At 68.0% G+C, this 18,626-nt stretch carries 17 protein-coding genes; 7 read left to right on the top strand and 10 right to left on the bottom strand.

The window, feature by feature from the left end; genetic code table 11:
- Positions 1–46: 46 nt before the first annotated feature.
- Genes AOZ06_RS34585 through AOZ06_RS34555 form a run of 7 tightly spaced genes read right to left on the bottom strand, consistent with a single transcriptional unit; the run spans position 47 to position 7,093 of the window.
- Positions 47–937: an STM4011 family radical SAM protein gene (locus AOZ06_RS34585; protein ID WP_218921830.1), complete on the bottom strand. Its 891-nt coding sequence runs from the start codon at positions 935–937 to the stop codon at positions 47–49.
- Positions 934–2,217, bottom strand: coding sequence for an STM4012 family radical SAM protein (locus AOZ06_RS34580; protein ID WP_054293223.1), 1,284 nt, complete (start codon positions 2,215–2,217; stop codon positions 934–936). Before AOZ06_RS34580 ends, AOZ06_RS34585 begins: the two co-directional genes overlap by 4 nt.
- Positions 2,214–3,020 (bottom strand): STM4013/SEN3800 family hydrolase, encoded by an 807-nt coding sequence (locus AOZ06_RS34575; RefSeq protein ID WP_218921829.1) that lies wholly within the window; start codon positions 3,018–3,020, stop codon positions 2,214–2,216. The genes AOZ06_RS34580 and AOZ06_RS34575 overlap by 4 nt, the downstream gene beginning before the upstream one ends.
- Positions 3,021–3,031: 11 nt before the next feature.
- Entirely contained in the window at positions 3,032–4,120 is a 1,089-nt protein-coding gene (locus AOZ06_RS34570) for an STM4014 family protein (protein WP_054293222.1), read from the bottom strand.
- Positions 4,117–5,052, bottom strand: a complete 936-nt coding sequence (locus tag AOZ06_RS34565) for an STM4015 family protein (protein WP_054297131.1) — start codon at positions 5,050–5,052, stop codon at positions 4,117–4,119. The genes AOZ06_RS34570 and AOZ06_RS34565 overlap by 4 nt, the downstream gene beginning before the upstream one ends.
- A gap of 50 nt (positions 5,053–5,102) precedes the next feature.
- Positions 5,103–6,014 carry a cobalamin-binding protein gene (locus AOZ06_RS34560; RefSeq protein ID WP_054293221.1) on the bottom strand — a complete coding sequence of 304 codons (912 nt, stop codon included), beginning with the start codon at positions 6,012–6,014 and terminating at the stop codon, positions 5,103–5,105.
- Positions 6,011–7,093 (bottom strand): metallophosphoesterase, encoded by a 1,083-nt coding sequence (locus AOZ06_RS34555; RefSeq protein WP_157233870.1) that lies wholly within the window; start codon positions 7,091–7,093, stop codon positions 6,011–6,013. The genes AOZ06_RS34560 and AOZ06_RS34555 overlap by 4 nt, the downstream gene beginning before the upstream one ends.
- 238 nt (positions 7,094–7,331) lie before the next feature.
- On the opposite strand from AOZ06_RS34555, the gene AOZ06_RS34550 reads away from it, so the two are divergent.
- Positions 7,332–8,012 carry an LppU/SCO3897 family protein gene (locus tag AOZ06_RS34550; RefSeq protein ID WP_157233416.1) on the top strand — a complete coding sequence of 227 codons (681 nt, stop codon included), beginning with the start codon at positions 7,332–7,334 and terminating at the stop codon, positions 8,010–8,012.
- A 48-nt stretch (positions 8,013–8,060) separates the two neighbouring features.
- On the opposite strand, the gene AOZ06_RS34545 is transcribed toward AOZ06_RS34550, so the two are convergent.
- Complete coding sequence (locus tag AOZ06_RS34545) at positions 8,061–9,446, bottom strand: hypothetical protein (RefSeq protein WP_054293218.1); 1,386 nt, start codon at positions 9,444–9,446, stop codon at positions 8,061–8,063.
- Positions 9,447–9,532: 86 nt separating this feature from the next.
- A complete protein-coding gene (locus AOZ06_RS34540) occupies positions 9,533–10,126 on the bottom strand; it encodes a TIGR03086 family metal-binding protein (protein ID WP_054293217.1) in 594 nt (197 codons plus the stop codon).
- Between the two features lie 108 nt (positions 10,127–10,234).
- Here AOZ06_RS34540 and AOZ06_RS57035 point away from each other — a divergent pair, with 108 nt between their 5' ends.
- On the top strand, positions 10,235–10,396 hold the full coding sequence (locus AOZ06_RS57035) for a hypothetical protein (protein WP_157233415.1): 162 nt from the start codon (positions 10,235–10,237) through the stop codon (positions 10,394–10,396).
- A gap of 6 nt (positions 10,397–10,402) precedes the next feature.
- Here the strand turns inward: AOZ06_RS57035 and AOZ06_RS34535 are convergent, their stop codons facing one another.
- Positions 10,403–12,382, bottom strand: a complete 1,980-nt coding sequence (locus AOZ06_RS34535) for an APC family permease (protein WP_054293216.1) — start codon at positions 12,380–12,382, stop codon at positions 10,403–10,405.
- Positions 12,383–12,686: 304 nt separating this feature from the next.
- Here AOZ06_RS34535 and AOZ06_RS34530 point away from each other — a divergent pair, with 304 nt between their 5' ends.
- Genes AOZ06_RS34530 through AOZ06_RS34510 form a run of 5 tightly spaced genes read left to right on the top strand, consistent with a single transcriptional unit; the run spans position 12,687 to position 18,589 of the window.
- Positions 12,687–13,697, top strand: a complete 1,011-nt coding sequence (locus AOZ06_RS34530) for an ABC transporter permease (RefSeq protein ID WP_218921828.1) — start codon at positions 12,687–12,689, stop codon at positions 13,695–13,697.
- A gap of 38 nt (positions 13,698–13,735) precedes the next feature.
- Positions 13,736–15,502 (top strand): ABC transporter substrate-binding protein, encoded by a 1,767-nt coding sequence (locus AOZ06_RS34525; RefSeq protein ID WP_054293215.1) that lies wholly within the window; start codon positions 13,736–13,738, stop codon positions 15,500–15,502.
- Positions 15,503–15,560: 58 nt separating this feature from the next.
- Entirely contained in the window at positions 15,561–16,544 is a 984-nt protein-coding gene (locus AOZ06_RS34520; RefSeq protein ID WP_054293214.1) for an ABC transporter permease, read from the top strand.
- Complete coding sequence (locus AOZ06_RS34515) at positions 16,541–17,557, top strand: ABC transporter ATP-binding protein (RefSeq protein ID WP_054293213.1); 1,017 nt, start codon at positions 16,541–16,543, stop codon at positions 17,555–17,557. The genes AOZ06_RS34520 and AOZ06_RS34515 overlap by 4 nt, the downstream gene beginning before the upstream one ends.
- A gap of 6 nt (positions 17,558–17,563) precedes the next feature.
- Positions 17,564–18,589 (top strand): ABC transporter ATP-binding protein, encoded by a 1,026-nt coding sequence (locus AOZ06_RS34510; protein WP_054293212.1) that lies wholly within the window; start codon positions 17,564–17,566, stop codon positions 18,587–18,589.
- Positions 18,590–18,626: the final 37 nt, after the last annotated feature.

Below are 18,626 nucleotides of genomic sequence, written 5' to 3'. Positions count from 1 at the left end.
GGCCGATGCTGTCAGCAGGCCCTTCTGGTTTTCTTCCAGTCTTGTTTCAGCCCTCGATCAGAGGTAGAAGCGTTCTTTGCTGTGCGCCGGGACTCGTGGGGATCCGTTCCAGGACGCCGCCGGTGAACACGTCGTACAAGCCGGTTGGTTCCAGATGGACATAGCCGATGTGGCAGTCACATGTGGACAGGGGACACGGCCGTGGTTTGAGGGCTGCCCTGAACGAGTCGTCGTAGAGGTTGCCGATGGTCTGCGGGACGAAATGGCATCGTCGGACTGTCCCGTCGCCGAGCACTGAGATCACGGTGTCGCCTGTGCGGCAGGGCTGGCCTTTGCTGACGTGGGCGTGCCTGCTGTAGTGGAACAGCGGGTCGACGGCCTGCCACTCTGCTGCCTGCTCGTCGGTGTACGAGTGGCCGTCCGCGGCGTTCACCCACAGGTAGATGCTGTCCGGTAACGCCTCCCGCAGGTCACGGGCTCCTGTGAGGTTTTCGGGTACGCCGACCATTCCCACGCTGAAGCGGGCGCCGAGTCGCGTCAGCTCCGCGCACTTGCTGAGGAAACGGTCCTGGGTGACCTGCGTGGGGTGGTACGTCACCCAGAACGCGACGGTGTCCAGGTCGCAGTCGGCGATCCAGGTCAGTCTGCAGCTCAGGTTGGTCTGGATCGCCACCCGCCGGACGTGCGGCATCCGGCTGAGGCTGACCATCGCCTCGCGGTACCACGACCGGACCAGGCCCTCGCCCCACGGCGTGAACAACACCGAGAGCTCGTCCGAGGTGTTCTCGCCGACCCAGCCGGTGAACCGCTGCAAGGCGGCACGGTCCGCGCGGAGCTGCTGTGTGCTGTCCCGCCTCTTGGCGAACGGGCAGTACGCGCAGTCGTAGTCACAGGACGCCAACGGGCCGCGGTAAAGCATGGTGAGGTGCACAGTCACCTCCGGTCGTACGCGGCCATGGCCGCACGGACAGCCGGGGAGAACAGCGACGGACCGATCGCGTCCGACCAGGCGAGCCCCTCGGGCGTGAGCCGCAGGTGGTCTTCGGACTCGGTGAGCCAGCCACGGTCGGCCAGCGCGGCCAGTTCGGGGAAGTCCGACGTCACGTCCGTGGTGAAGCGTTCGCGGTACAACGCTTTCTCCAAGCCGTCGGCCTGGAGGACGGACTGCAGCAGGTGACGCCGACGTTGCTCGGACGGGTCGAGCCGGACACCGACCTCGGCCACAGCGAAATCCGCCGACGGCCGCGACACGTAGTCGTCGATGATCCCGCGCACCGCGCCGGGACTGACCGCGTAGTCGAACGAATAGTGCATTTCCCTTGTGTACGAACGAGCACCGCACCCCAGGCCGACCATGCCGTCCGACTGACACGAGTAGTCGTCCCCGCCCGCGGAAGGAGCGTCCGCGCGCCGGAACATGCGCATGGATTGTTGCTCGTAGCCCGCCGCCAGCAGATGGTCCCGGCCCAGCCGGTACAGCCGCATCCGCTGCTCGTCCCATTCCTGCGGGGTTTCCCGCCCGGCGAGTCCCGTCAACGGGCGCACGTACAGCGGGTACAGGTACAGCTCCTCCGGCTGCCACGCGAGCGCGGCATCGACGGACGCGAGCCAGCTGCGGTCGGTCTGGCCGGTGATGCCGTAGATCAGGTCGATGTTGAGTACGGGGAAACCGGCCGCCCTGATCGCGTCCAACGCTGACTCCACCACGGCCCGCTTCTGCGGGCGCACCGCGGCCTTGGCTTCCTTGTCGTCGAAACTCTGCACGCCACAACTGATGCGCGTGGCGCCACGCTCGGCCAGCACCGCGAGCCGGTCCGGCGTCGCGGTGTCCGGCGACGTCTCGACCGACAGCGGGATCCCGGGCAGGCCGACGATGTCCAGCAACCGTTCCAGCTCGCCCGCGTCCAGGTACGTCGGCGTGCCACCACCGATCGCCGCCTGGACGAACGTGGCCCGGCCGGCCAGTTCCGCCCGGACGGCGGCTGCCTGCCGGTCCAGCGCGTCCAGATACCGGGTGACCAGTTCGGCGGGTGCACCTGTCCGCGTGAACAGGTTGCAGAACCCGCACCGGATCTCGCAGAACGGGATGTGCACGTAGTGGAACAGCGCGTCCCGCGGCTCGTCCGCCCAGATGTCCCGCAGTCTCGGCCGTGGGGCCAGCGGGCGGTACGCGGTTTTGTGCGGATACGCGTACACGTAGTCCTGATAAGGCGTCATGCGGCGTCCTCCAGCAGGAACTGCGCGTACGGCACTGTCCACACAACCTCGTGCCCCAACCTGTGCCCGGTGTAGCCGTCCTCGCCGTACGCGGTGCCATGGTCGGAGCAGATGATCACGAAACTCGGCCTGCGCAGCGCTTCGAACAGGCGGGCGAGCGAGGCGTCGACGTATTCCAGCGCGGCCGCGTGACTGGCCAGGGTGTCACCGTCCGCCGCCGACGCACCGGGCTTGTGGAACCAGTTCGGCTGGTGCAGTGCGGAGACGTTGAGGAACAGGAACAACCGCTGGTCCTGTGGCTGCGCGGCGATGATCTCCCGCGCCTTGTCCACCTGGGATCGCGTGGAGTGGGGCGCGGTCACGCCGAACTCGGGCGACCAGTGGCTCTCCGCGAACATGCCGGGCAGCACGGAACCCAGCGCGCCCTGGTTGTTGAAGAACCCGACACCGCCGATGCACACCGTGCGGTACCCGGCCTTGGCCAAGCCGCTGACCATGTCCGGCGCGTCGTACACCCACGTTCCGCCTGCCGTGCTCTCACTACCGGCGAACCGTGCGGCGAACAGCCGGGGATGCGGCCCCTGGCTGGCCGGAGTCGGCAGGAACCCGGCGAACATCGCGGCGTGCGACGCGAAGGTGAAGCTGCCCGGCGCGTGCCGCCGCTCCCACCTGCCACCCGGGATCACCCCGGACAGCACCGGTGTCCTGCCCTGCTCGGCCAACGACCGCGCCACGTCGTAGCGCAACGTGTCGAGCGTGATCATCACCACGTCGTGGCTGCCCACGACGGCGTTCATGTCCATGTGCGGCACGGTCACGGCTGGTCCGATGGCGCCGTGGCCAGCTTGCCGACGCACGCGGCGATCTGGGCTTCGTACGTGGTCATCCCCGCCGCCGGACCGTCGGGCAGGCCGGTGAGCCGAGGCAGGAGATCGCCGAAGGCGTTCACCTCACCGACCACATGCCGCCGCCATCCCATTCCCGGTAACAGATCAACCCCCACCATCAGCGTACGGCTGAACTGCGCCGCCGTTTTCTCACACGTGTCAAGCCATTCCCGCCACCGGGCCGCGCCGATGACCGCACGCAGTTCGGCCACGTCGACCCTGGCCCCGCCCAGGTGCAGGTTCGTGATCGGATGACTGCTGGCCCGCACGACCGCGTGAGTCGCCTTGCCCGCGATGACCACGACACGCAGGTCGATGCTGCGCCCACCCAGCGATGCCTTGGGGAACCAGCGTTCCACGTGTACCGGGTCGGCGCACAACCGGTCGATCAGCGTCGCTGCCTGCTCGTCACGATAGGTCTGCACACGCAGGCTGTTCATCAGACCGTCCGGCGTCACCGCGACCGACGTCGTCGCCGCCACGCGCGAGCCCACCGCGGTCAGCGCGACCACGCCGGACGCGGACGAACCGTGCGCGGGTTTGACGAACACCTTGCTCCAGCGCCGTTCCAGCATCTTCTCGCGCAAGGACTCGTAGCCGTCGACGTCGCCGATGGTCGGCGGCACCGGGCAACCGGCCTGCGTCAGCACCTCGTGGCAACGCCGCTTGTCGAACATGACGGCGACATCGTCGAGGTCGTTGAGCAGCCGCGCACCCGGCGTTCCCTCCACGGTTTCGCCGAGCCGCCGCAGGGCCCGCGTGAAACCCTCGTACCAGGCACCACTGCCATCCGCGCGGTACGGATGAGCCAGCGGCCCGCGTAACAAGCGGTCCACATGCTCATCCTCACCGGGCGAATCGACGCGGACGACGGAATCCGTCGGGACCGCGCACGTCCCGGCCAGGATCTCCCGCCAGGACAGCACTTTCGCGGGCGGCAGGCCTGCTGTGCGGACGGCGTCGGCGAACATCGCCACCCGCCGGTTGCCGGGGTTGCCGACGACTACGAACTTCATTCGGAGATCGCCGTGTAGAAGTACGGTTCCGGGTGGCCCTCGTAGCGGTCGGCCTGCTGGACATCGTCCACATTGACCGTGACCCCGGCAGGCACCAACGCGGCGAGCAGCTCCTCGGACATCTCGTCGGACAGGAAGTGATGGTGCAGATCGAGGTTCTTCAGGTGGGTCAACGGCAGCAGGTGCCGCGCGCCCTTGTCGGTCAGGATCCCCATCGAGAGGTCCAGCGTCTCCACCTGGCGCACGATGGCGGAATCGGCGACCAGTTCGCAGATCTCGTCCTGCCGGTCGCTGTTCTGCAGGCCGAGCGCGCGCAGGCTGGTGAACTTCCCGCCGTCCAGCAACGGTCGCAGATCCTCCGGCTGCCAGTCGCCGCCGTACTCGTCCACACCCAGCCACAGCCGCAGATCCCGCAACGCGGGCAGCTCCGAGCGGGACACCGCGCTCACCACGCCACGCGGCAGGCCGCCGGTCTGGATGTGCAGGACCTCCAACGCGCTGTGCTGCACGGGTTTCAGCGCGAGACCGTCGCCGCCGCGGACGCCGAGCTCGGTCAGCTGCGGCAGGTTGGTCAGCAGCGGCGTGATGTCGCTCTGCTCGATCCAGGAGATCTCGTTCTCCTCCATCACCTGGTCGCCGAGGAAGATCCCGGTCAGCGCGGGCAGCCGGTCCTTCGCCGCCAGGACGAGGTCGATGACCACGTTCGAGCGCGTGTCGTCACCCGGTTCGCCCCACTGGCCGACGACGATGGCCGTCACCGTCGAAGTGTCCACTGTGGAGATGAATTTGTCCCAGAGGTCCGCGAACGTCTCGTCGCCGTCCCACGGTTCGATGGCAAGCCGCCACGCCACCGGCCCGGTCGGCGGCTGCTCGGCGGGGAACCCCACCACCGGCAAGCCGTGGAACGTGGTGAGGTGTTCGTGGATGGTCATCGCTGGCCCCTCGGTGAGAAGAACTCGGTGATCGGTTGTGTCTGCGAGCATCATGCACCCGGCCACCGACACTTTTCACGCGTGCCCGCTGACCAGCCGATATCCGTTCCGTGCAGCAAGGTGGCGATGATCTCGGCGCCGCGCACGACCCGGGGACCCGGCCGGTTGAAGTACGCGGGCCCGTCCAGGACCCACACGGCGCCGTCCCGCACGGCGGGGATCCCGGCCCACCCGGGACGTCCGGTCAGCGCGTGCATCTCGGCCCTGGTCCGCTCAGGCGGGAAACCGCAGGGCAGCACGAGCAGCACGTCAGGCTGGGCATCCAGCACCGCCTGCCACTCGACGGGGCTGGTGTGGTCACCGGGTGCGGCGAGCAGCGGAACGCCGCCCGCGTACGAGATCTGCTCGGGAACCCAATGACCGGCGGGCCACACCGGGTCCAGCCACTCGATCGCGGCCACCCGGGGCCGCGGCCTGCCCGCGACCTGATCACGCAGGTGAGACAGCCGGGCCCGCAACGACCCGACCTGTCCGGCGGCGACATCGGGGACGCCCAGGATTTCACCGACCTGACGGATACAGGCCAGGATCTCGTCGACTGTCCGTGGTTCCAGGCTGACCACCCGCGGTCCGACGTCCAGCACCCGCACAGCGTCGGACACCTGACGGTACGACAGCGCGCACACCTCGCACAGGTCCTGTGTCAGCACCAGGTCCGGCGACAGTTCGGCCAGCAGGTCCGTGTCCAGGCCGTACAGCGACGAACCGTGGTGCGCACCGCCGACGGCCGCGGAGATCTCCTTGCTGCTCAAGGAATTGTCCACGCCACTGGCGGTCACGACCGGCACGCCGGCCACCTCGTCGGGCCAGTCGCACTCGTGGGTCCGGCCCACCAGATCCGGTGTACGGCCGAGGACGTGCACGATGTCGGTGGCCGCGGGCAGCAGCGACACGATTCTCATCCGGCCGCCCGCAACGTGATCACGGTGATCTCGCTCGGTGCGAAGATCCGGAACGGCGGACCCCAGAAGCCGGTGCCGCGCGTGGTGTAGAGCCGCGTGCGCGAACCGTGCCGGGACAGGCCGTGCACCGCGCCCTGGTCGAGGCGGACCAGGTAGTGGAACGGCCAGATCTGGCCGCCGTGCGTGTGACCGGAGATCTGCAGGTCCACCCGGTCACGTGCCTGCCCGATCTGCTTGGGCTGGTGCGCGAGCAGGATGACCGGCAGATCAGGATCCGCGCCTGCCAGCGCGGCGACCAGGTCGGCGCCGTGCCCGGCGACCCCGGACGCCTTCGCGGTCGCGTCGTCCACACCCGCGAGCACGAGCCGCGACGAGCCGCGTTCCACGATGATGTGACGGTTGTGCAGCGGCTCCCAGCCGAGGTCGGCCATGTGGTCCAGCCACGCCTGCGCTTCGCTGAAGTACTCGTGGTTTCCGGTGATGTAGGCCTTTGCCAGGCGCGCGTTCACGCTGCCCAGCGGCGCGGCCTGGTCCTTGCGGCGAGACGGGGAGCCGTCGGCGATGTCGCCGGCGTGGCACACGATGTCCGCGTCGAGCGCGTTGACCGCCTCGGCGACCGCGGCGGACCAGCGTGCCCGGTTGAGGGGCCCGTAGTGCGTGTCGGAGATGACCACGAGCGTGGCGCCGGCCAGGTCGCTGCCCAGGCCGGGAATCGGGACGTCGGCGCGCTTGATCCGCGGCAGCCGCATCGCCTCGTGGAAACCCCACGCCAGCAGCACCGCCGCCGTCACTGCGACGAATCCGGCCACTGTCCGGGACCGCAGCGGGTCGTCCACGCCCAGCAGGACCAGTCCGAGCACCTGGCCGAGCACCGACCAGCTCAGCAGGACCCAGATCGCGCCGAGTGTCGTGTCCCCGATCCGCGCCGCCCAGTCCCTGCCGTGCCTGCTGTGACCCAGGTACATCGTCACGGGCAGCGACAGGAAGGCGGCGGCGAGGACCGCGGTCCCGGTCGCGGTCACCGCGCCCGGCCAGTCGGTTCCCGGCCCGAACAGCGTCAGCCACGGCACGCCGAACATGATGGACAAGACGGTGACCAGGACCAGTGTCCGGACGAGTCTTCGCACGACGACAACGATATCCGCCTGCGCTGGCGACACCGATTCGCAGCGCTTTCGAGACCTGGCCGGGATGGACGGTCGACTATCGCATTCGGACAGTGGACCCCGTGCCGTCGCGGCATCCGGCTGGGTCTACTGTTCGCTCGCCAGAACCGGCCCGGGAGGCAGTCCTGGCGCCTGACAGAGGGGAACCCACATGTCCACCGATCCCAACGCCCAGCCTGGTCAGCAGGGCCGGCCCGCTCCGATGATGCCGCCGCCGGGGCAGGGTGCGCCGATGCCGCCGCCGCCCGCGGGTCAGCCGGGTGCCGCGCTGCCGCCGCCCGGGGCGGAGCTGCCGCCGTCGTCGTCCTCGGCGCAGCCGCCCCGCAAGAAGGGCCGCAAGTGGCTGATCGGCATCGTCGCGGTCGTCGTCGTCCTCGGTGGCTGGGGTGTGTACCGCTACCTGAGCAACGACGTGGTGCAGGCCAAGGCCGGTGACTGCGCCAAGGTGTCCGGTACCAAGGCCAAGCCGAGCTACGACACGGTCGGCTGCGACTCGGCGGACGCGACGCACGTGGTCGGCAAGACACTGCCCAGCAACTCGGACTCGTGCGGCGCGGACGCGAAGTACGACGAGTTCACCCTGTCCGGCGGCAAGGGCGTCAAGCTGTGCCTGATGCCCAAGTGGGCCGAGGGCGACTGCCGCAAGTACGACGAGGCGAACGCCAGCTACCCGAAGGTCGACTGCGCCGCGTCGAAGGGCAGCAACGAGGCCGTGAAGGTCCTCAAGGTCATCTCGGGCCCCACGGCCGAGGAGTCGCAGTGCCCGAAGGAGTCGGGGCCGGTGCTGTTCCCCGAGCCCAAGACCGTGTACTGCCTGGGCCCGATCGAGTAACGCCCGAACTGCTTTCCGACGCCCGCCGGTGGAGTCCACCGGCGGGCGTCAGCGCTGTTTGAGGTACAACACCGCGGGGCCGCTGAACGGCGGCGTGAACTGCCTGCCGCGGTCGGCCTGCAGCTCGGGCACGCTCGTCGCCCGGTTGGTCTTCGGGTCGAGCCACTGACCGTCGTACGACCCGGGAGCCACGCTCACGGTGAACGGCTTGCCGGGGCTGAACACCAGGTACTCCCGTGGACCGGCCAGGCAGTACCCGGTCGAGCACAGCTCCGGCTGAGGTCTCGCCGTCCTGAGGTCCATCGAGGCCGCGTAGGCCCGGACGGTGCCGAGGTTGGCCCTGATCGCGACCTGGGTGCTGTCGTCCATCTGGCCGCCGATGCCGTACGCGCCGTCGTAGGGGTCCATGTAGATCGGGTTCTCGCCCCGGGTGAACGACCGCCACGGCCACGAACTGTCGCCGCACAGGCCACACAGGTGGTCCGTGTCCGACAGGACGACTTTGGTCCCGTCGGTGACCGGCGGGTTCTCGATGTCGCCGTTGGGGGAGATCCAGTCGGCGGGGGAGGACCGCAGGTCGGCGTTGTCACCGCCGGGGTAGGCCGACGTCATGCCGATCGGGTGGACCTTGCCGCGACCGCGTTCGTACGTCCGGACGACCTCGATCATGTGGTACTGCCACTGAACCGAGTCACCTGGTGATTCGTTGGAGATCTCGTAGAGCACGTTGTCCAGGTCGCCGACGGTGTCGACGACCTTGCGCACGTACGCCTCCTGCCGTGCGGTGACGGCCGGTACGGCGAGGGTGTGCGTTTCCTCGCCGCTGTTGTTGCCGTTGAGGTCACCGTCGACCCCGTTGACGTTGTTGTCCTTGTTGAACGGGTGACCACGCCACGGGTTGTTCTCGCAGAACTGGCCCTTGCACGACTCGATGCTCCAGCCGTTGAACAGCATCACCGAGACGTAGATCCCGCGCTGACCCGCCTGCACGACCCGCTGCCGCATCCGGTCGAAGTAGGCGGGCTCGAACGTGTCGAGGTTGAACTTGGACTCCCTGCCCGCGCCGGTTCGCGCGTAAGGCATGGGCGAGGTGAAGTAGTCGTCGCTGGCGATCTCGTTGGAGAACCGGGCCTGCTCCCAGGTCCACAGCCGGAAGAAGTTGTGGTTGTTGCGTTGCAGGAAGTCCAGGTAGCCCGGGTAGTCGAAGGCGCCTGGCGGGTCCGTCCGGCCGGTGTCCTGCAGGTTCTGCCACGTGTGCGCGCCGGTCAGCAGCACGGGCCGCCCGTCGGGCGTGGCGAAGTACCTCGGGTTGTCCACGCTGCGCCGCAGTGGGCCGATCGCGGTCGCCGGGGTCGACGGGACTGCGGGCGACTCGCCCACGAGCATCACTCCGATCAGGACCAGGCACATCAGGAGTGGGGCGAACCGGGCCATGGGCCGAACAGTAGCCGCAGCGGTGTCAACTCACAGTGATCGACTCACAGTGATCGACCCACAGGGATCGACTCACAGGGATCGACTCACGGTGATCGGCGTGGCCACCGCGGATCCCGGCCGATGAAACCCAGCAGCCGGTCCTGGGTCGGGGCTTCCGGCGGGACGGGCACCTCCGGCCCGAAGACCTCGATACCGGGGCCGAACGCGCCCGGCGTGCGGAACTTGGCCATCGTCTCGGCCGGGATGGCGGTGTTCGCCGCCCACATCCGCTCGACCTCGGCCGGGTCCATCGTCGCGTCGAGGCCGAGTGCGGTGGCCAGGTCCCAGCGGTGCAGGATCAGGTCGTCGACGAGGACCTGGTCGACGTGCTCGGCCGCGGTCACGGTGCCCGCGGGCGTGCGGCACCCGGTCGCGGCGGCGACCGGATCGGCGAGCAGGGCCTCGACGTCCGCGCGTGCGGCCCGGAACGCGCCGAGCGCGTCGGCGGGTGCCGGGCTGAGCGTCCGGCCGACGGGCGCCAGCATGGCGCCGTGCATCATCACGGCATGGTCGACTACGTCCCGTGCCGTCCACTTCGCACACGGTGACGGATCGCTCCACTGGTCCGGCCGTGCGGCCGCGACTGTCCGTTCGAAGGAGTCGGCGTGCCTGCGGTAGCGGTCGGCGATGATGCTCACGCGTCAGACCGTAACCAAAGCGCGTGACGGCAGATAGACCGTGTGACTCCCGTGCCCAACGGGTAATCATGGGCATGCCGCGGAGGAAACAGCCATGACGAGGTTGCGATGACAGCCAACTCCAGGCGGTTCGCACGGCACTGTCGCGAGCATTTCGTCGACAGTCCGCTGGATGAAGCCGCCGGCACGACGACAACCGGACTCGAGCAGCCCATCGAGACGACCACGGTGTCGGCTCAAGAAGGGACGGCCGCGCCCACGCTGGACTGACGGCGGTCAGCCCACGTGGATGCGCGGCCGGAGGGCGGGCTCGGGCTCGGCCGTGCGCAGGATCTCCCGGACGACCGGGGGCGTGTCACCCTGCCCGAGAATCAGGTAGCGGAACAGGTGCCCGAGCGGGCTGCCCTCCGACCACTCGAAGTAGCAGTGCGGCAGCACACCGGTCGAGTCGCGCAGCGCGAGCAGGATCGCGGCGATGGCGTTGGGCACGGCGGTGCTCTGCACGCGCAGGACCCGGTGGCCGCCGACCTCCACGCCGTGCACGTGCAACACTCCGCTGAATTCCGACGGGTCGGTGACCTCGATCTCGAGGAAAATCACGTCCGAGGCGCCGGGCACCCGGTTGAGGCCGCGTTGTTCCCGCTCTTTCGCCAGGTACTCGGCGTTGTCACCGGCTTGTTTCTTGTTGGCGATGATGTCGAGCTTGCCGTTGTGCGCGAGTGATTCCGTGATGAAACCGCGGGCGGTGTCGTCGAATTCGATGTGGTCAGCGCGCAGTTCAGTGGTCCGCGTCACCCTCGATACCAGCGACACGATCACGATGCCCGCGATGAACGCGGCCGAGATCGCGATGCCGTCCGGTTTCTCGATCACGTTCTCGACCAGCGCGTACAACAGCACCAGCGTCAGCACGGTGAAGCCGGTCGTGGCGAGTCCCTGCCGCTTTTTCAGCGCCGAGATCGTGACGGCGAACGCGCCGGACACCATCATCGCCAGAATGCCCGTCGCGTACGCGCCTGCCTGCGCGTTCACGTCCGCGCCGAACACGATCGTGATCAGGATACTGATCACCGTGTAGACCACCACGACCGGCCGCACCGCACGGCCCCAGTCCGGCGCCATGCCGTACGAAGGCAGGTAGCGCGGCACGATGTTGATCAGACCGGCCATCGCCGACGCGCCCGCGAACCACAGGATCAGGATGCTGCTGATGTCGTAGACCGTGCCGAACACCTCGCCGAGCTGCTCGTGCGCGAGGTACGCCAGCGCGCGGCCGTTGGCCTCGCCGCCTGGCTGGAACTTCTCGGCCGGGATCAGCACGGTCGTGATGAAACTGGTCGCGACCAGGTACACCGACATGATCAGCGCGGCGACGGTGAGCAGCTTGCGGGTGTTGCGGATCCGCGATTCCAGTTGCTCTTCCGGGGTTTTGCCCTTCGCGGCGACCAGCGGCATCATGCTCACGCCGGTCTCGAACCCGGACAGCCCCAGCACGAGCATGGGGAACGCCAGCACGGCGGGCCCGGCGATGTCGAGGAAGCCGCCGCCGCTCTCGGTCAGCCGGTCGACCCAGCGCGACATCCACTCGGGGTGCGAGAACACGTCGACCAGGCCGAATCCGGTGATCACCGCGTTGAGCCCGAGGAAGATCGCGACGAGCGGGATGGCGACGCCGACCGCCTCGCTGAAGCCGAGCAGGAACACGCCGCCGAGGACCAGCAGCAGCACCGACGTGACCAGAACCTCATGGCCGTGCAGGAAACCGGGCGCGATCGGGTTCTCGAGCAGGTGCACCGTGGCGTCGGCCGACGACAGGGTGATGGTCACGATCCACGACGTGGCAACGAAACCGAGCAGGACGAGGACGAAGATCTTGCCGCGCCAGAACGGCAGCAGGTCCTCGAGCATGGCCACGGAGCCCTGTCCGTTCGGGCTTTCCCGCGCCACCCTGCGGTACATCGGCAGCATGCCGAGCAGGGTCAGCGCCACGATCAGCAGGGTGGCCAGCGGGGAGAGCGCGCCGGCGGCGAGTGCGGCGATAGCGGGCAAATAGGACAGTGTCGAGAAGTAGTCGACTCCTGTCAGGCACATCACTTTCCACCACGCCTGCGGTTTGGCGTGGTTCTCGCCGCTCTCCGGGCCGACCGGGCCGACGCGGTGTTCCAGCAGCCACCGGCCGAGCGGCCGCTCCGGCCGCGTCTGCTGTGCCGGACTTGCCACCTTTGCCGGGATCGCGAAGTCGGAATCGCTGGTCATGCGGCGTTCTCCTGGGCAGTTCCACGGGTGTGGGCGACGCAAGGATGCCGTACGCGCGGATCCCGCGGCTGCTGGGGGCGTCCGGACACAGTGGATAAACGAAACCATGCGGGTTTGTGTATGGGTGCCGCCTATGTGGACACTGAGTGTGCTCGATCGGGTACCGTCCGGTTGAATTCCCCGGCGACCGAAAAATCGTGGCCCGTTCGTGACTTGACGTCGATGGCCGGGTCACTTGACGATGCCAAGGGGCGGGCCGTAAATTTCCGCCGAATCTTTCGACTTAATGGATATCGGGGGGCAAGTGGCCGACCTGGTTCAGGCCGAGCTGACGACAGCGGACGCTACGTCTGTCCCGGCTGGTAGGAGCAAACCCCCGGTCGGCAGGTCGCCAGGACAGCTGGCGTGGCGTCGTTTCCGCAGGGACAAGACCGGGGTCATCTCGGGTTGCGTCGTGCTTTTCTTCTTCCTGGTCGGGCTCGGTGCGCCGCTGATCTCGCTGCTGTACGGAAAAGACCCGGACACGCAGTACGGCCTGGAACGGCCGGGCCTGCTCAGCGACACCGGAATTCCGATGAAGCCCAACGGGGGCATCGACGGCGAATTCTGGCTCGGTCTCGAGCCGAAGCTCGGCCGGGACGTGCTCATGCAGCTGGTGTACGGCATCCGGACATCGCTGCTGATCGCGCTGGTCGTGGTCTTCATCGTCACCGCGGTCGGCGTCATCATCGGCATCACCGCCGGCTACCTCGGCGGCAAGGCCGACTACTTCATCGGCCGGGTGATCGACACGCTGCTGGCGATCCCGTCGACCCTGTTCTTCCTGGCGTTCACGCCGATCGCGCTGGCCCTGTTCATCGCGCCGGGCAAGGAGGCGCCGGCCTGGCTGCGGGCCACCGCGCTGATCCTCGTGCTGTCGGTGTTCGGCTGGACCAGAGCGGCCCGGCTGCTGCGCGGCCAGGTGCTCTCGCTGCGTGAACGCGAGTTCATCGACGCCGCCCGCGTGTCCGGCGCCAGCTCGCGCCGGATCGTGCTCAAGGAACTGCTGCCCAACCTCGTCACGCCGATCCTCGTCGTGGTCACCCTGGACGTGCCCGCCATGGTCACCACCGAGGCCGCGCTGTCCTACCTCGGTGTCGGCATGGTCGAGCCGACCCCGGACTGGGGCCGCATGATCCACACCGGCGGCGACTACATCCAGACCGTGCCGACCTACCTGGTGTTCCCCGGTCTGGCGCTGCTGATATTCGTCCTCGCGTTCAACCTGCTGGGGGACTCCGTGAGGGACGCGCTCGATCCGAAGTCGCACCGCTGAACCGGGTACCGGGTGCATCGAGAACAGGGAGATGAATTTTGAAACGCAAACCGATCCTCGTGGCGTCCGCATTCGCCACGAGCGCGGTCTTGATCGCGTCCGGGTGCAGTGCGGGTGGCCAGAACGCGGGAACTGACCCGAACCGGGCGCAGGCCGAGGTCGCCAAGGTGTCCATCGACAAGGACGGTTCGCTGTCCAAGGGACCGGCGCCGGAGATCAAGGACTCGCGCAAGGGCGGCAACGTCAACATCCTGTGGCGCCAGGACATCGTCCACTACGACCCCGCCGTGTCGCAGTCGTCGCCGGACAACACCGTGCTCGAGATGATCTCCCGCCGGCTGACCATGTACCGGATCGAGGGCGACAAGACCACGCTGGTCGGCGACCTCGCCACCAACGCCGGTGAGTCGACCGACGGCGGCAAGACCTGGAAGTACACCCTCAAGGACGGGATCAAGTACTCCGACGGCACGCCGATCGTCGCCAAGGACGTCAAGTACGCCGTGGCGCGCTCGTTCTCGTCGCTGTACGCCCGTGGCTTCCCGTACATCCAGACCTGGCTGGCCGACAGCGAGGACTTCGGCAAGGTCTACCCGGGCCCGTACGAGGGCGGCGAGCTCTCCAACGACAAGGTCGAGGTCCAGGGCGACAAGACCATCATCTTCAAGTTCTCCCAGCCGCGCCCGGACTTCCCGTTCGCGGCCGCGCTCGGCGCCACCGCCCCGGTGCCGCAGGCCAAGGACACCAAGGAGGCGATGGACCAGGCGCCGATCACGTCCGGTCCGTACAAGATCGCCTCGCACGAGGTCGACAAGAGCCTGAAGCTGGTCCGCAACGAGAACTGGGACCCGGCGACCGACTCGATCCGCCACCAGTACGTCGACAGCTTCACCTTCCAGTTCGGCCCGCAGGTCGGCGAGGTGACCGACCGGATCGCCGCGTCCGCCGGTGACGACAAGAACACCGCCAGCATCTACCAGGCCGTCGCGCCGGAGCGCTTCGAGCAGGTCATGAACGACCCCAAGCTCAAGCAGCAGGTGATCGACAAGCCGACCACCCAGGTCGACCTGTACGCGATCAACAACACCCGCGTCACCGACCTCAACGTCCGCAAGGCGCTGCTGGTCGCGTTCCCGAAGGAGCAGGCGCGGCTGCAGAAGGGCGGCCCGTACCAGGGCGACTTCGCCACCACCCTCGGCTCGCCGAGCACGCTGGGCTGGAAGAAGTACGACCTGCCGGGCGTGACCGACGTCGACCCGAAGGGCGACCCGGAGAAGGCCAAGAAGATCCTGACCGACGCGGGCAAGCTCGGCTACTCGATCTCGCTGGGGTACAACCAGACGCCGACCGGTGAGAAGGAGGGCCTGGCGATCGCCGAGGGCCTGACGAAGGCCGGTTTCAAGGTCGAGAAGATCCCGATGCAGGCCAAGACCTTCAACGACACCCGCGACAAGGTCAGCAACAACCTGGACTTCTACTGGTCCGCGTGGGCGGCCGACTGGCCGACCGGTGTCACGGTGTACCCGGAGCTGTTCGACGGCCGCAAGATCGCCGACGGCAGGCCGAACAACACCCACTTCAACAACGCCGACGTCAACGCCGAGATCGACCGGATCCTCAAGATCACCGACTCGGCCGAGCAGGGCGCCGAGTTCAACAAGCTGGACAAGAAGATCATGGAGAGCGTGCCCGCGGTGCCGTACGTGTACCCGCGCAGGCAGCTCATGTTCGGCACCAACGTGGGTGGCGCTTCGTTCGACATCCACACCGTGATGAACCTGACCAACCTGTTCCTGAAGTCCTGACACCACATGGGGGACGGGCCGCACGGCCCGTCCCCCACACGTTGGAGTAGCCCGTCCGATGCTGGTCTTCCTTGTCCGCAGGGTGATCGGTGCGATCCTGATCCTTCTCGTGATCAGCGCCATCACGTTCCTGCTCTTCTTCGCCGTGCCCGGCAACGAGGTCGCGGCACTGTCCTGCGGAAAGTCCTGTACGCCCGCGCTGATCGAGGAGATCAAGCGCGGTCTCGGCCTCGACCAACCGATCTGGCAGCAGTACCTGACCTACCTCGGCGGGATCTTCGGCGGCCGGATGATCGGCGACAAGCTGTGCGAGGCGCCGTGCTTCGGCTACTCGTTCGTCAACCGCCAGCCGGTTTTCGACACGGTCGTCGACCGCCTGCCGGTCACGTTGTCGCTGGCGATCGGCGCGGTCGTGCTGTTCCTGGTCTTCGGCGTCGGCCTCGGCATGCTGGCCGCCCTGCGCAAGGGCAAGGCCGCTGACAAGATCGCCATGGGTTTCGCCCTCGTCGGCGGGTCCATGCAGATCTACGTGCTCGCGCCGTTCTTCCTGTACATCTTCGTGTACAGCTCGGACCTGCTGCCACGGCCGAACTACGTCTCGTTCTTCGACAGTCCGCTGGACTGGGCGGGCGGGCTGATCCTGCCGTGGATCTGCCTCGCGCTGATCCACACCGCCTACTACGCGCGACTGACCCGCTCGTCCATGGTGGACGTGCTCAACGAGGACTTCATCCGCACGGTCCGGGCCAAGGGCCTGAGCACCCGTGAGGTGTACGTCAAGCACGCCTTCCGCGGCGCGATGACCCCGATCGCGACCATCCTCGGCCTGGACATCGCGACCCTGTTCGCCGGTGCGATCATCACCGAGACGTCGTTCAGCCTCGTCGGTGTCGGCCAGCTGGCGGTCAACTCGGTGCTCGCGTCCGACCTGCCGATGATGATGGGCGTGGTGATGCTGGCCTCGGCGGCGGTCGTGGTCGCCAACATCATCGTCGACGTGGTCTACGCCGCCATCGACCCGCGAATCAAGGTGACCGCATGACCATCCTGTCCGTGAGCGACCTCAAGGTCCACTTCTCCACAGAGGACGGCGTGGTCAAGGCCGTCGACGGGCTGTCGTTCGACCTGGCCAAGGGCAAGACGCTCGGCATCGTCGGCGAGTCGGGGTCCGGCAAGAGCGTGTCGAACCTCGCCATCCTCGGCCTGCACAACCCGAAGACCACCGCGATCAGCGGGGACATCCGGTTCAACGACCAGCAGCTGGCCGGGGCGAGCGAGAAGGCCATGCAGAAGCTGCGTGGCAACGGCATCTCGATGATCTTCCAGGACCCGCTGACCTCGCTGTCGCCGTACTACACGGTCGGCGAGCAGATCGCCGAGACCTACCGCAGGCACACCGGCGCCAACAAGAGCAAAGCGTGGAACCGCGCGGTGGAGATGCTCAACAAGGTCGGCATCCCGCAGCCCGAACGCCGTGCCAAGCAGTACCCGCACGAGTTCTCCGGCGGCATGCGGCAGCGCGCGATGATCGCGATCGCGCTGTGCTGCGACCCGGCGCTGCTGATCGCCGACGAGCCGACCACCGCGCTGGACGTCACCGTGCAGGCCCAGATCCTCGACCTGCTGCGGGACCTGCAGTCGGAGTTCGAGACGGCGATCATCCTGATCACCCACGACATGGGTGTGGTCGCGCAGATGGCCGACGACGTGCTCGTGATGTACGCGGGACGCGCGGTGGAACGCGGAACGGTCCGCGAAGTGCTCAAAACCCCGCAGCACCCGTACAGCTGGGGCCTGCTGTCGTCGATCCCGCACCTGGGCGGCGACGTGGACGTGCCGCTCGTGCCCGTCCGAGGCACGCCACCGAGCCTGATCGACCCGCCGACCGGCTGCCCGTTCAACCCGCGCTGCGACTACCGCGACCGGGTGCCGGGCGACCGGTGCACCACCGAGCGGCCACTGCTCGCACCGCCGGACGGGCACGGATCCGCGTGCCACCTCGCCGCGGCGGACAAGAAGCTCATCCGTACCGACGAGCTGCAACGACTGGGCTGACCACACATGACCGAAGTAGCTGCTCCCACCAAAGAACTGCTCACCGCGAGTGGGCTCCAGATGCACTTCCCCGTCCGGGCGACCGGGCTGTTCAGCCGCAAGGCCGGTGTGGTGCAGGCGGTCGACGGGATCGACCTGACCGTGCACGAAGGCGAGTCGTTCGGCCTGGTCGGCGAGTCCGGCTGCGGCAAGTCGACGACCGGGCGGCTGATCGCCCGGCTGCTCGAGCCCACCGCGGGCACGATCACGTACGACGGCAAGGACATCACGCACGCCTCGCGCAAGCAGCTGGCACCCATCCGGACCGAGATCCAGATGATCTTCCAGGACCCGTACTCGTCGCTGAACCCGCGGCACACGGTCGGGTCGATCATCGCGGGCCCGATGGAGATCAACGGGATCGACCCGCCCGGCGGCAGGCAGAAGCGCGTCCGGGAACTGCTGGAGACCGTCGGCCTCAACCCCGAGCACTACAACCGCTACCCGCACGAGTTCTCCGGCGGTCAGCGGCAGCGGATCGGGATCGCCCGCGCGCTGGCGTTGCAGCCCAAGCTGATCGTCGCCGACGAGCCGGTGTCCGCGCTGGACGTCTCGATCCAGGCGCAGGTGGTGAACCTGCTGCAGCGGTTGCAGCGGGAACTGGGCATCGCGTTCGTCTTCATCGCGCACGACCTCGCGGTGGTGCGGCACTTCTCGCAGCGGATCGCGGTGATGTACCTCGGCAAGATCGTCGAGATCGCCGACCGCGTGGACCTGTACGGCAATCCGCACCACCCGTACACCCACGCGTTGCTGTCGTCGGTGCCGGACGCGGACCCGGACAGCGAGAAGCACCGTGAGCGGATCAGGCTGACCGGGGACGTGCCGTCGCCGATCAACCCGCCGTCCGGCTGCCGGTTCCGCACGCGGTGCTGGAAGGCCCAGGACATCTGCGCGTCGGAAGAACCACCGTTGGTGCAGCTCAGCGGCGCGACCGAGGGGCACAGGGCGGCATGCCACTTCCCCGAGGCACGTCAGGTGGTACCCGAGTAGCGACGAAGGTCGGGTTGACCCGATCAAGCCGGGGGAG

Origin of the sequence: Kibdelosporangium phytohabitans (assembly GCF_001302585.1) — a bacterium.
Classification (GTDB): Bacteria; Actinomycetota; Actinomycetes; order Mycobacteriales; family Pseudonocardiaceae; genus Kibdelosporangium; species Kibdelosporangium phytohabitans.
This window is presented reverse-complemented; position numbering and strand designations above follow the sequence as displayed.

What these genes read in the sequence shown, in the direction of transcription:
- AOZ06_RS34510 (WP_054293212.1), top strand. Translation starts at nt 17,564, where the DNA reads ATGACCGAAGTAGCTGCTCCCACCAAAGAACTGCTCACCGCGAGTGGG.
- AOZ06_RS34580 (WP_054293223.1), bottom strand. Translation starts at nt 2,217, where the DNA reads ATGACGCCTTATCAGGACTACGTGTACGCGTATCCGCACAAAACCGCG.
- AOZ06_RS34575 (WP_218921829.1), bottom strand. Translation starts at nt 3,020, where the DNA reads ATGGACATGAACGCCGTCGTGGGCAGCCACGACGTGGTGATGATCACG.
- AOZ06_RS34545 (WP_054293218.1), bottom strand. Translation starts at nt 9,446, where the DNA reads ATGGCCCGGTTCGCCCCACTCCTGATGTGCCTGGTCCTGATCGGAGTG.
- AOZ06_RS57035 (WP_157233415.1), top strand. Translation starts at nt 10,235, where the DNA reads ATGACAGCCAACTCCAGGCGGTTCGCACGGCACTGTCGCGAGCATTTC.
- AOZ06_RS34520 (WP_054293214.1), top strand. Translation starts at nt 15,561, where the DNA reads ATGCTGGTCTTCCTTGTCCGCAGGGTGATCGGTGCGATCCTGATCCTT.
- AOZ06_RS34535 (WP_054293216.1), bottom strand. Translation starts at nt 12,382, where the DNA reads ATGACCAGCGATTCCGACTTCGCGATCCCGGCAAAGGTGGCAAGTCCG.
- AOZ06_RS34515 (WP_054293213.1), top strand. Translation starts at nt 16,541, where the DNA reads ATGACCATCCTGTCCGTGAGCGACCTCAAGGTCCACTTCTCCACAGAG.
- AOZ06_RS34570 (WP_054293222.1), bottom strand. Translation starts at nt 4,120, where the DNA reads ATGAAGTTCGTAGTCGTCGGCAACCCCGGCAACCGGCGGGTGGCGATG.
- AOZ06_RS34555 (WP_157233870.1), bottom strand. Translation starts at nt 7,093, where the DNA reads ATGTTCGGCGTGCCGTGGCTGACGCTGTTCGGGCCGGGAACCGACTGG.
- AOZ06_RS34550 (WP_157233416.1), top strand. Translation starts at nt 7,332, where the DNA reads ATGTCCACCGATCCCAACGCCCAGCCTGGTCAGCAGGGCCGGCCCGCT.
- AOZ06_RS34560 (WP_054293221.1), bottom strand. Translation starts at nt 6,014, where the DNA reads ATGAGAATCGTGTCGCTGCTGCCCGCGGCCACCGACATCGTGCACGTC.
- AOZ06_RS34565 (WP_054297131.1), bottom strand. Translation starts at nt 5,052, where the DNA reads ATGACCATCCACGAACACCTCACCACGTTCCACGGCTTGCCGGTGGTG.